An 11,764-nucleotide genomic window follows, 5' to 3' on the forward strand; every position below is an offset into this window, starting at 1 on the left:
GGGGTGTCATCCCTTCACGGCGCCGTCGGTGAGGCCGCTGACGGCCTTGCGCTGCAGAACGATGAAAAGGATCAGGATGGGCAGCGCGAACAGCGTCGACGCCGCCATCGTCGCCCCCCAGTCGTCGCCGAACGCGGTGCGGAACTGGGACAGCCAGATCGGCAGGGTCTGCTTCTCGATGTCCTTGTTGAGGATCAGGACGAGCGGGAACTCGTTCCACGCGGTGATGAAGCCGAACAGCGAGGTGGCCATCAGGCCGGGCGCCAGCAGGGGGAAGATGATCCGCACGAAGGCCTGGATCCGGGTGCAGCCGTCGACCATCGCCGACTCCTCCAGCTCCTTGGGCACCGCGGCCACGTAGCCGCGCAGGGTCAGGATCGTGAGGGGCAGCACCATCATCGTGTAGAAGACGGTGAGCGGGACGAGGCTGTTGAGCATGTCGTCGTCGCGGACCAGCATGTAGATGGCGATGACCATGACCTCCCAGGGCGCCATCTGCGCCAGCATGAAGGTCACGATGAGGCCGCGCCGCCCCTTGAACCGCATCCGGGCCAGGGCGAAGGCCGCGAAGAGCGAGATCACGAGCGAGAAGACCACCGAACACACCGTGACGATCACGGAGTTGGCGACCAGGGTCCAGAAGTGGTCCGCGTGCACGGCCTTGGTGAAGTGGCCGAACGTGACGTCCGTCGGGAACCACACCGGGTTGTCGGCGATGATGTCACCGGCCGGCTTGAACGCCGTCGCGAACATCCAGTAGACGGGGAACGCGAAGCCGACGAAGAGGACGAGGGCGGTCGCGTTGGGCCAGATACGGCCGAAGAGTGAGCGCTTCACAGCTCGTCCTCCTCTTGCTTGAGCACCATGCGCAGGTAGTACGAGGTGATGACGAGCAGCACCACGATGGTGAGGAACGAGATCGCCGCGCCCACCCCGAAGTGCTGGTTGCCGACGCCCTCGACGAAGGCGTAGATGGGCAGGGTCTCGGTGAGCCGGTCGGGGCCTCCCGCGTTGATCGCGAAGATCTGCGCGAACGCCTTGAAGACCCAGATGACCTCGAGGAAGGTCGTGGCGTACAGGAACGGCCTGAGGAAGGGGAAGGTCACCGAGGTGAAGCTCTTCCAGGCGTCGGCGCCGTCCAGCGAGGCGGCCTCGTACAGTTCCCTGGGGATGGTGGTCGTGGCGGCGTAGAGGTTGATCGCCACGAACGGGATCGACTGCCAGACGATCAGCAGCGTGATCACCGAGAAGGTGGAGAACTGGCCGCCGAGCCAGTTGTAGTCGGCCATGGAGTGCCAGCCGAGCTTGTCCAGCACCCAGTTCACGACGCCGAACTGCTGGGCGAACAGCCACTGGTAGACGGTCGTGGCCGCGATGACGGGCATGGCCCAAGCCAGGACGAGACCCAGCATCAGCGTCAGCCGCATCTTCCGGCCGAGGCGGGCCAGCAGCAGGCCGATCAGGGTGCCGAGCAGCATGATCAGCACGACGTTGACGGCCGTGAACACCACGGAGCGCTCGACGACGTGCCAGAAGTCCGAACCGCTCAGCACGGACTTGTAGTTCTCGACGCCGTTCCACTCGGTGAGGTGCTGGATGAGCTGCCGGGGGTTGAGGTTCTGGAACGACAGCATGCCGTTCTTCACCAGCGGCCAGCCGAGCAGGATCAGTGTGGCCAGCAGCGCGGGCAGCAGGAGCAGGTAGGGAGCGGCGGCACCGCGCCGGGCCGGCCGGCCGGCACCACGTGCCTCACCCCTCGGGGGCACCGGCGCCTCGGCCTTGCGGACAGCGGGCTCCCCGGCCGTGTCCGTGCCTTGGGTCTGCACTGACATGAGTTGCCATCTCTTCCATGGCCGTACCGGCCGTATGCGTGCGTGATGCTGATGCGTGCTGCCGGCCGTACGAACGACACGAATGAGCCGGGGGCGACGTGCGGCGCCCCCGGCGCGGGTTCATCAGTTCTGCTGGGCCAGACGCTTGTTGATGTCGCCCTCCACCTGCTTGGCGGCGTCCGCGGGGGACTTACCGTTCAGCACGGCGGTCATGTAGGACTTGATCGGGTTCGGGGTGTTCTCCACCGCGGCCCACTCGGGGATCAGCGGAGTGGTGCCGCCGGCCGCGGCCGCCGGAGCCGCCGCCTCAGCCACGGCGTTGCCCTTGAGGTTGGTCTGCAGCGACTCCTTGTTGGGGATGACGCCGTTGAGCTTGGCCAGCTCGCCCTCGTACGTGTCGGACAGGGCGATCTTCAGGAACTCCTTGGCCAGCGCCTGCTTCTTGCTGCCCTGTGCGACCGCCAGGTTGGAGCCGCCGAGGAAGACGCCCTCGGGCTTGCCGGCCGTCTCACCGGGGATGGTGAAGTAACCGAGGTCCTTCTCGATGGACTTGTTGGCGGTGACGGCGGTGCCGGCCTCCCAGCCCATGCCGATGAAGGCGCCGGTCTTGCCCTTGGCGAACACCTCGGCCTGCTGCGGGGTGGCCTCGTCCTTGTCCTTGGGGGCCGTGGAGTAGGAGGCGTACTTCTTGTAGATCTCCATGGCCTGGGTGACCTTGGGGTCGGCCAGGTTGGAGACGTACTTGTCGCCGTCCTTCTTCACGAGATCGGCGCCCTGGCCGATGGTCAGGCCGTCGAAGAAGTACCAGTTCTGGCCCGGCAGGTAGATCGGGTCGGCGTCGGTCTTCTTGCCGATGGCCTCGAGGTCCTTGTAGAACTCGGCGCGGGTCTTCGGGGTCGACTTGATGCCGGCCTTGGCCCAGATCTTCTTGTTGTAGATGACCACGCGGTTGGCGAAGTACCACGGCGCCGCGTACTGCTTGCCGTCGTAGACGGAGGACTGGGAGAGGGACGGGGTCCAGTCCGTGCCGATCTGCTGCTTGAGGTCGGCGACTTCGGCGAGGCCGCCGGTGGCCGCGTAGGCCGGGGTCTGGGTGTTGCCGATCTCGAGAACGTCCGGCGGGTTGTCCTCGGAGAGGGCCGTGGTGATCTTCTCCTGGATCCCGTCCCACTTCTGGATCTCGAACTTCAGCTTGGCGCCGGTCTTCTTCTCGAAGGCGGCCTGCACGTCCTTGGTCCACTGGGCCGGCGCGGATCCGTCCATCGTCCAGACCCGCAGCGTCTGGCCCTTGAAGCTGTCCGGTCCCGCGTTCTTGCCGCTGTCGCCGTCGTCGCCGCCGCACGCCGCGACGGAGAACATCATGCCTGCGATACCGATCGCGGCTATCAGCTTGCGCTTCACGCCACCCTCCTCAGGGATGCCACTGACCCCCCACGCCCCCTGCCGTGACCTGCGTATGCCGCTGCCGCACGTGGGACTCGGGACCTGGCCACTAATGGTGTAGACCAGTACGGTGGAGCTTGGCCTAGACCTTTAGGGGTGTCAAGGGTGGTTCAGGAAGCCGTGTGGTCCGTTACGAGAAAGTCACCGGACGGCCGGCGGGCCGCTCGCGCGACATCCGCGGCGCCCTTCTGGTTGGACTAGACCATAGGGCAGTTGGGGGCTATAACGGGAGACCGCCGAGTGAGCCGGGAAGGCAGGTCATGACCATCGACGTCAGCAGCGCCCACCGCGGGGGGACGCCCGGTCGCGGCGCGCGCGTGCCGAAGTACTACCGCATCAAGCAGCAGATCCTCGAGATCACCGAGGCCCTGAGGCCCGGCTCGGCCATGCCGGCCGAGCGGCTGCTCGCGGTACGGTTCGACACCTCGCGCACCACCGTCCGGCAGGCGTTGCAGGAACTCGTCGGCGAGGGACGGCTGGACCGCATCCAGGGCAAGGGCACGTTCGTCGCGAGACCGAAGCTGTACCGCACGCTCAGGCTCACCTCGCACACCGAGGACATGAAGGCCCAGGGTCTCGACCCCGCCTCGCAGATGCTGGACATCGGCCACGTCGCCGCGGACGCGAAGCTCGCGGACCTGCTCGGGATCGGCGTCGGCGACAAGGTGCTGCGCATCGAACGGCTGCGACTGGCCAGCGGCGAGCCCATGGCGATCGAGACCACGCACCTGTCCGCGCGCCGCTTCCCCGGGCTCAGACAGTCGCTGAACACCTGCGGCTCGCTGTACACGGCGCTCGCCGAGGTGTACGGAGTGCGTCTCGCGGAGGCCGAGGAGACCATCGAGACCTCCCTGGCGACACCGCGCGAGGCCGGGCTCCTGGCCACCGACGTGGGACTGCCGATGCTGCTGCTCTCCCGGCACTCGCGGGACGCCGACGGCACCCCGGTGGAGTGGGTCCGCTCGGTGTACCGCGGCTCCCGGTACAAGTTCGTCGCCGCGCTGATGCGTCCCGCGGAGCGAGGACACGGCTGACGGCAGCCCTGACCGGAACCTCACAACAGCAGGACATGGTTGACGCATTTCCCGGCCGCGGCCGCACAGCGGGACACGGTTGACGCACCTCCCGGCCGGGACCGCACAACAAGATGGGCTTGTCGTGACCGAAACGCCGAACCCGGAGACGCTCGCGGCAGCTCTGGTCGACGCGCGCGAGGCGCTGGGCCTCACGCAGGAGGGACTGGCGGAGCGCTCGGGACTGAGTGTGCGGGCGATCCGCAACCTCGAAACCGGCCACACCGCCCGCCCCCGCAAGCAGTCCCTGCTCCTTCTCGCCCGGGCCCTCGGTCTGCCGCCCGGACGGCTGCTGAGGCCGCCGCGCCCCTTCGGTCCGGTCGGTCCGGCCGGTCTTGCGGGTCCCGCCGGTCCTGCCGGTCCCGCCGGTCCCGCCGGTCCGGTGCCCGCGGAACTCCCCGCGGCACCCCGTCACCGGCTCGCCGGAAGGGAACTGTTCATCGCCTCCCTGACGGGTCACCTCCGCGGGGAGGAACGCCGCGAGGCCGGCGGGCCCGCCGTCGTCGTCGGACCGCCCGGCTCGGGCAAGACCTCACTGATCCTGCGGGCCGCCCACGGCGTGCGCGCCCGTTTCCCCGACGGGCAGGTCTTCGTGGACCTGCATCCCGCCTCCTGTCTCCCCTTCACCTCGGACGCGGTCGTCCGCCGCGTCCTGCGCTCCCTCGGCGCCGCGTCGACCGCGGACAGCGCGGAGGAGGCCGCCGCCCGGCTGCGCGACGCGCTGAGCAGGCGCCGCGTCCTCGTCGTCCTCGACAACGTCGACAGCGAGGCGCAGGTCCGCCCGTTGCTCGTGGACGAGGTGCGCAGCGCCGTCCTGGTGGCCGCGCGGCGCGAACTGCCAGCGCTACCAGGGCAGTTACGTCATCAGGTGGGTGCCCTGGCGCAACCGGACGCCCACCGGGTCCTGGAAGACCTGGTCGGGGCCGCGCGCACCCGGGCGGAACGGTCCGCCGCCATAAGCATCCTGCGCTCCTGCGCCGGGCTGCCGCTGGCCCTGCACATCGCCGGTCTGTGGCTCACCGCCCGACCGCACCGGTCCCTGCGCGACCTCGCGGACCGTCTCGCGGACGAGCGGGCCCGCGTCCCGTTCCTGCGCGTCGGGGACCTGTCCCTGCGGGCGAGCGTGACGGCCTACCACCGGTCGCTGCCACCCCCGCTCAAGGAGTCGCTGCGCCGACTGCAGCCCGTGCGGGGCGACTTCGGCGTGGACGACATGCTGACCCGGGTGACACCGTCCCCGGACCTCGCCGTCGACCTCCTCGAGGACCTGCTCCACCGCCAGATGATCCACGTCGCCGAGGCCGGGCGGGACGGCGGGATCCGCTACCGGTTGCACGATGCGGTACGGCTCTACGTGGCGCACTGTGCCGCGGAACGCCGGCCGCTCGGCACCGGCGCATGAGGGCCTTCCCGCGCGCTCTGCCGGCCGAGTCGCGACGAGCCGGTGAGCGGCGCACGATGGAGGCAGGGGCACTCTGCCGAGGAGGTCAGCCATGGCCGACGTACGGCCGGGCGGCGTCGAGTCCGAGAACCATCCGTGGAAGATACGTCTCGTCGACCACCCCCCGCGTTTCGACTCCGAATTCTTCAAGGCCGCGAAACGGACGGCGCACAAGATCCTCGCCGCGGCGGCGGACGAGGAACTGCCGTACGGGCCGCGTCCGGTGGGTACCGAGCACTGGGAGATGCACCACGGGGGCAGCCTGTGGGTGAAGGGAGCCCGGGGCTGGCGGATGTACCGCGCCCGGGTCGGGATCGAGTGGAGCATGCAGTTCTGCGCCGACCCCGCGAAGGTGGACCGCCTCCGGCAGGAGGCCGCCGAACTCGTCGACGCCTTCCCGCTGACCCTGCCCGCGCTGGCGGAACTGGGGTACGACGACGCCGAGGCATTGCTGCGCACCCCGGTGAAGGACGCCAAGGGTGTCGAGGCGTGGACCGACTCCCTGTTCAACTCGTGCGTGCCGCTGAGCCACGCCAACCACCAGGCGATCCTGCCCACCGTGCCGCCCGGTGAACACCACTACCCGTGGCCGGTGAAGGGCGCGGACTACATCCGGTACGACGACTTCCAGCTCTGGGTCACCCTGCCCGACGGAACCCACGGTGCCGTGGCCCCGGTGGACCGGCGCGGCTCCGGCGACGGGCATGTGCGGCTGGCCTTCGTGCCCGAGGGCAGCGAGGCGGCGCACGCCCTGGCCGAGGCGGAGGAGCAGGGCAAGATGGCGGTCCTGCCCCCGGAGAGCCCGGTCGCGCTGGAGGCGTTCGCGCGGCAGATCGCTCCCGGGCGGCACACCGCGTCCGGCCCGCCCGCCCGCTGACCGGGGCTCCGTGATGCCGCGCAGGATCGTCGTCTGCCTCGACGGCACCGGAAACCAGGTGGGCGCGAGCCATCCCACCAACGTGGTCCGGCTGCTGGAGATGCTCGAAGCCGACGATCCTGGACGGCAGTTGCTCTACTACGACCCCGGGGTCGGGACCATGTCGTCGGCCACCGCGCACGGGCCGGCGGGGCGGGCGCTGTCCCGCGGTTGCGGTCTGGCGTTCGGCACCGGGCTGCGGGCCAACCTCGCCGAGGCGTACACCTATCTGATGCGGCACTGGCAGCCGGGCGACCTGGTGTACGTCTTCGGCTTCAGCCGCGGCGCCTACACCGCCCGGGCCCTGGTGGGCATGCTCAACAAGCCCGGGCTGATGCGCCCCGGCGCGGAGAACCTGGTGCCCTACGCCGTGGCGAAGTACGCCTTCAACCAGGACATCGGCGAGAGCGAGCGGAAGGTCGCGCGGTTCTCGCACGCGTTCTGCCGGCGGACCGAGTTCGAGCCGCTGTGGGCGGAGGCCGAGCGGAACGATCCACGGCAGGTCTCGCACCACGCGCTTCCGGTCGCCTGCCTCGGCGTCTGGGACACCGTGAAGGCGGCCGGCCTGCTGCGCCTGGGCGACCTGCTCTGGCCGTACACCCGCCTGCTGCCCAACGCCGCCCGCGTCCGGCACGCGGTGTCCCTCGACGAGAAGCGCCGGCCCTTCCGGGAGTACCTGGTGACGCCCCGGCCCCGCACCGTCGAGGAGGTCTGGTTCGCCGGGGTGCACTCCGACGTCGGCGGCACGTTCGTGCACGAGGAGGGCGAGCCGCTGCTCTCCACCATCGCGCTGAAGTGGATCACCGACGGCATCACGCGTGATCTGCTGTTCCGCCCCGGCGCCTACACCAGGACCTGCGCCCTGACCGAGGACTTCGCCACCGCCGCCGTGCACACCAACGGCCCGCTGTGGACCCTCGCGGGCCGGCGCACCCGTCCCGTGCCCGCGGACGCGGTGCTGCACGCCAGCGTCCGGCTGCGGCGGGAACGGGAACCCGGATACCGCCCGGACCTGCCCGGCCCGGCGGACGGGGCCCGGTGGGCCGACCCGGACTGGACGAAGCCGGTCCCGCCGCCAGGCGGCTGACCCGGACGCGAGCGCTCACGGGCCCGTGGCCTCCCAGTCCGCGAGCCGGTGCAGCGCGGCGGCGGTCCGGCTGAACCCGTCGTCCCCCAGCAGGCCGCGCAGTTCGGCGTTGAACCGGTCGACCTCGGGCTGCGCGGCGGTCAGGGCGGCCTCCCCGGCGTCGGTCAGCTCCAGGGCGACCGCCCGGTGTTCACGCGGGTGCGGGTTCCTGGCCACCAGCCCGGCCGCGGTGAGCCGCCGGACCAGCGCCGTGACGGCGGGCTCCCCGAGGCCGAGCGTCCGGGCGAGCTCCCCCTGCGTCACCCCCGGCGTGTCGCGCACCGCGTACAGCGCGCCGAGCTGGGCCGTGGTGACCCCCGCGGCGGCCAGGCAGCGCCGGTCGGCGGTGGTGCGCAACTGGTGCGCGGCACGCTGCAACAGGAAGAAAAGGCGCTGGTCGGACGGCTCGGACATGGGCCGATCTTGACAGACGGACCGGTCCCGCGCCAGCCTGACTTCACTAGTGAAGTGAGAACCGCACCGCGAGGGAGACCGTGGCGACCGTGGAGACCCTGGAACTGGAAAGCGCCCGGAAGGCCCTGGCCGGGCAGCCCTTCAGCGTGCTGCTGGGCACCCGCCTGACGGCGTTCGGCGAAGGCTCGGCAGAGCTCGAACTGGACATCCGCGCCGAACTGCTCCAGCAGTACGGCTTCGTGCACGGCGGAGTCCTCGGGTACGCGGCGGACAACACCCTGACCTTCGCCGCGGGCTCCGTCCTCGGTCCCCGGCTGATCACCGCCGGCTACACCATCGACTACCTCCGCCCGGCCCGCGGAACGCTCCTGCGGGCCCGGGCCGAGGTGGTCCGGGCCGGTCGCACCCTCGCGGTCTGCCGGTGCGACGTCTTCACGGTCGACGCGGAGGGCCCGGAGACCCTGTGCGCCGTGGCCCAGGGGACCATCTCGGCGGCCGATCACGCGCGGGCCGACCCTGGACGCCTGCCCGACGAGCCGTGAGACTGGGGCGTCAGCCAGCTCTCCCAGGCTCCGGGACGGTGACCATGGACCAGGAAAAGACAGCGCCGCGCGTCGAACTCACCCCGCGGGCCGCCGACCTGCTGCGCCGGCTGCGCGCCGAGCACGGGCCGCTGATGTTCCACCAGTCCGGCGGCTGCTGCGACGGCAGCGCGCCCATGTGCTACCCGGACGGCGAGTTCCGCACCGGCGACTCCGACGTACTGCTGGCCGAACTGACGGTCGAGGGCGTCGAGGAGCCGGTGACCTTCTGGATGTCGCGGAGCCAGCACGAGGTGTGGAGCCACACCCGGCTCATCGTGGACGTGGTGCCCGGACGGGGCAGCGGTTTCTCCCTGGAGGCACCCGAGGGGGTGCGTTTTCTCACCCGTTCTCGCGTAGTCGACCCGTAGCGGCCCCGCCGGACACCGCGGTCTGGTGCACTTCCCCCGAGTCCTGGGACATTTGACGAGACATCAGGGGGGACAGTGACGCGTCGTCGGAAACGGTATGCGGCGGGCAGAGCGGTCGGCACGGTTCTCACGGCGTTCGGGGTGCTGGCCGGTGCCGCCCTGACGGGCGCGGCACCGGCCGCCGCCGTGTGGGACACCGGCACCGAGATCGCGCCGGGCGTCACCTACGAGCAGTTCGACCTTCCCGCGGCCAAGGGCATGACCCACGCCCACCTGCTGACCGTGGACCTGCGCGACAAGCACGTAACCCTGGACCTGCTCCACCCGGGCGCGGTGGCCGCCCGCGCCCCGGTCTCCCAGCTGGCCGACACGGCGGGCGCCGTCGCGGGCGTCAACGGCGACTTCTTCAACATCACCGAGACCCAGCATCCGGGCGTCGAGGCGACCGGCGCCACGGTGGGACCGGCGATCGCGCACGGCCGGGTGCTCAAGGCGGCGGTGCCGGACGGACAGCGGTTCGGCCCCGCGCTGCCGCCCGGCACGACCACCGAGGACGTCCTCGGAGTGGGCACCGACCGGCGGGCCCGTCTCGGCCGGCTCCGCCTCGAAGGCTCCGTGCGCACGCCCGGGGGCCGGCTGCGGCTCGGCGGGCTCAACCAGTACGCGCTGCCGGTGGACTCCGTCGGCGCGTTCACCTCGTGGTGGGGCAGCGCCTCCCGGGTCCGCGCCACCTGCGGCACGGACACCGACCGGGCGGCCCCGTGCAGCACGGACACCTATGAGGTGACGGTCCGTCACGGACGGGTGGTGTCCGCCTCCGACAAGCCCGGCAGCGGCCCCATCGCCGCGGGCACCACGGTACTGGTCGGCCGGGAGGCGGGCGCGCAGCGGCTGCGGAAGCTGTCCACCGGCGAGCGGGTGAGCGTGTGGCACCGGCTGGTGGCGTCCTCCTCCGGGGTCCGCTACCGCTTCGCGCTGGGCGGCTATCCGGTGCTGCGGGGCGGGCAGCCGCTGCCCGGCCTTGACCGCGTCGCCTCGGCGGTGCGGACGGCCGTGGGCATCGCGGGCGGCGGGCGGCGGCTGCTGCTCCTGGCGCTCGACGGTGCGCCGGACTACCGCAGCGGTCTGACGATCGCCGAAGTGGCCGACGAGATGCGGGCGTTGGGCTCGGTAGACGCCTTCAGCCTGGACGGCGGCGGCTCGACCGAGCTGGTCGCGCGCGAGCCCGGCGCCACCACGGTGTCGGTACGCAACCACCCGAGCGGTGGCGCCGAGCGCCCCGTGCCCAACGGCATCGGGGTGTTCTCGGCTCCGTGACGCGCGGGCGGCTCACGGCCGCAGGCTGCCGACCAGTTCGGCGGTCGCGGCCAGGCCGCTGTGAATGGTGGGGGCCATGCTCGAACTGGCCAGGTAGAAGCCGAGCATGGCACAGACCAGGGCATGGGAGATCTTCAGTGCGCCGTTGCGGATGAAGATCACTGCCATGATCAGGAACAGCAGCACCACAGAGATGGAAACGGCCATCGCGAACCTCCTCCGCCACAACCACATCGCGGCTTTCGCCCGTAAGTGTGGCGTAGCGGAGGGTTCGTCCCGTGAGCTGACATGTCCGCCGTTCGTGTGATGTTTACGAGTTCGGGTGGCTGTCCAGGAACGTCTCCAGCCCCGCGAGGTCGTCGGTGTTGAAGTAGTCGACGCCGGCGGCGAGCAGCTGCGTCCACAGCGCGTCCCGCGCCGGACCGGCCGTGTCGGGGGTGGCCCAGAACCGGACCCGCTGCCCCTGGGCGTGCGCGTCCGCGACGATGCTCCGCAGCTTCTGCCGCTCGGCGTCGGGGAACGGGCCGTCGCCCAGCCAGCTGAAGTTGAGCGTCCAGTTGTCGCTGATCAGCGGGATGAAGGAGGCGGGCGCCGCACTGCCGAGGTCGGTGAGCCGGCCGTCGTAGAAGGTCCGGCGGACGGTCTGTGCCTCCATGGGGGTGCGGGCGGCGCGGTCGCCGGAGATCACCGCGGTGACGGGCCCGGCGTGGACGCGTCCGTGGGCGTAGGTGGTGAACAGGTGCTTGTAGCGCAGGAGGTGGCGGTCGAGTTCGAGGTACGTCGAGGAGCCCTCGGTCTTGATGTCGATGAGGAGTTGCAGCGGCCTGCGCCAACCGCGGTAGACGCAGCCGTGGTCGGCCTTGACCCGGGCGGCGAGCGGGTCGAGGTAGAGGGACTCCAGGGTGCGGGACGGGTCGAGCTCGGTGGCGTCGTGGGCGACGAGCAGTTGGTCGCCGACGAGGAAGATGTCCGCCTCGACACTGCCGAAGCGGTGGTCGAGGGCGTCGAAGAGGGGGCGGGTGTGCTCGTAGTCGTTGTGCGCGTGGGCACGCCACAGCGGGCGCGGGCCGTGCTTCCCCTGCGCCGCCGACGCCTGCGCGCCGGGCAGGGCGAGCGAACCCGCGAGGGCGGCGCCGAGGGTGGTGAGGGCTCTGCGACGGGTGGTGAGGGCCATGCCGTGCCTCCCTGTGAGGGCCTGTGGGACCTCAGAGAGTATGGAGTCCTCGGGTTCCCAAAGGACCTGCACCTGA

13 protein-coding genes are annotated in these 11,764 nt (G+C 70.9%); 7 read left to right on the plus strand and 6 right to left on the minus strand.

Annotation, left to right across the window (positions count from 1 at the left end; all coding sequences use genetic code 11):
- Nucleotides 1-6: 6 nt before the first annotated feature.
- The 3 genes from ACH45E_RS03090 to ACH45E_RS03100 all read right to left on the minus strand — a co-directional run bounded on the left by ACH45E_RS03090 (nt 7) and on the right by ACH45E_RS03100 (nt 3,233).
- On the minus strand, nt 7-837 hold the full coding sequence (locus tag ACH45E_RS03090) for a carbohydrate ABC transporter permease (RefSeq protein ID WP_361435776.1): 831 nt from the start codon (nt 835-837) through the stop codon (nt 7-9).
- Nucleotides 834-1,832: a sugar ABC transporter permease gene (locus ACH45E_RS03095; RefSeq protein WP_361435774.1), complete on the minus strand. Its 999-nt coding sequence runs from the start codon at nt 1,830-1,832 to the stop codon at nt 834-836. The genes ACH45E_RS03090 and ACH45E_RS03095 overlap by 4 nt, the downstream gene beginning before the upstream one ends.
- Nucleotides 1,833-1,955: 123 nt before the next feature.
- Nucleotides 1,956-3,233, minus strand: a complete 1,278-nt coding sequence (locus ACH45E_RS03100) for an extracellular solute-binding protein (RefSeq protein ID WP_361435772.1) — start codon at nt 3,231-3,233, stop codon at nt 1,956-1,958.
- A gap of 302 nt (nt 3,234-3,535) precedes the next feature.
- Here ACH45E_RS03100 and ACH45E_RS03105 point away from each other — a divergent pair, with 302 nt between their 5' ends.
- From ACH45E_RS03105 to ACH45E_RS03120, 4 genes are all read left to right on the plus strand, one after another.
- Entirely contained in the window at nt 3,536-4,309 is a 774-nt protein-coding gene (locus ACH45E_RS03105; RefSeq protein WP_361435770.1) for a GntR family transcriptional regulator, read from the plus strand.
- A gap of 124 nt (nt 4,310-4,433) precedes the next feature.
- Nucleotides 4,434-5,750 (plus strand): NB-ARC domain-containing protein, encoded by a 1,317-nt coding sequence (locus ACH45E_RS03110; RefSeq protein ID WP_361435768.1) that lies wholly within the window; start codon nt 4,434-4,436, stop codon nt 5,748-5,750.
- A gap of 91 nt (nt 5,751-5,841) precedes the next feature.
- Entirely contained in the window at nt 5,842-6,666 is an 825-nt protein-coding gene (locus tag ACH45E_RS03115; protein WP_361435766.1) for a DUF6424 family protein, read from the plus strand.
- Between the two features lie 13 nt (nt 6,667-6,679).
- Nucleotides 6,680-7,792, plus strand: a complete 1,113-nt coding sequence (locus tag ACH45E_RS03120; RefSeq protein ID WP_361435764.1) for a DUF2235 domain-containing protein — start codon at nt 6,680-6,682, stop codon at nt 7,790-7,792.
- Between the two features lie 15 nt (nt 7,793-7,807).
- Here ACH45E_RS03120 and ACH45E_RS03125 read toward each other — a convergent pair whose 3' ends face one another.
- Nucleotides 7,808-8,245, minus strand: a complete 438-nt coding sequence (locus ACH45E_RS03125) for a MarR family winged helix-turn-helix transcriptional regulator (RefSeq protein WP_361435762.1) — start codon at nt 8,243-8,245, stop codon at nt 7,808-7,810.
- Nucleotides 8,246-8,334: 89 nt separating this feature from the next.
- On the opposite strand from ACH45E_RS03125, the gene ACH45E_RS03130 reads away from it, so the two are divergent.
- From ACH45E_RS03130 to ACH45E_RS03140, 3 genes are all read left to right on the plus strand, one after another.
- Nucleotides 8,335-8,787, plus strand: a complete 453-nt coding sequence (locus ACH45E_RS03130) for a PaaI family thioesterase (RefSeq protein ID WP_361436822.1) — start codon at nt 8,335-8,337, stop codon at nt 8,785-8,787.
- 44 nt (nt 8,788-8,831) lie between these two features.
- On the plus strand, nt 8,832-9,197 hold the full coding sequence (locus tag ACH45E_RS03135; RefSeq protein WP_361435760.1) for a DUF779 domain-containing protein: 366 nt from the start codon (nt 8,832-8,834) through the stop codon (nt 9,195-9,197).
- Nucleotides 9,198-9,272: 75 nt separating this feature from the next.
- Nucleotides 9,273-10,514, plus strand: a complete 1,242-nt coding sequence (locus ACH45E_RS03140) for a phosphodiester glycosidase family protein (RefSeq protein WP_361435759.1) — start codon at nt 9,273-9,275, stop codon at nt 10,512-10,514.
- Between the two features lie 12 nt (nt 10,515-10,526).
- Here the strand turns inward: ACH45E_RS03140 and ACH45E_RS03145 are convergent, their stop codons facing one another.
- The gene (locus ACH45E_RS03145; RefSeq protein ID WP_361435758.1) at nt 10,527-10,721 is read right to left on the minus strand and encodes a hypothetical protein; all 195 of its coding nucleotides are present in this window, start codon (nt 10,719-10,721) and stop codon (nt 10,527-10,529) included.
- Between the two features lie 103 nt (nt 10,722-10,824).
- Complete coding sequence (locus ACH45E_RS03150) at nt 10,825-11,688, minus strand: phosphatidylinositol-specific phospholipase C/glycerophosphodiester phosphodiesterase family protein (RefSeq protein ID WP_361435757.1); 864 nt, start codon at nt 11,686-11,688, stop codon at nt 10,825-10,827.
- Nucleotides 11,689-11,764: the final 76 nt, after the last annotated feature.

Source organism: Streptomyces sp. NPDC020299, from assembly GCF_044387825.1.
In the GTDB taxonomy this organism is placed as follows: Bacteria; Actinomycetota; Actinomycetes; order Streptomycetales; family Streptomycetaceae; genus Streptomyces.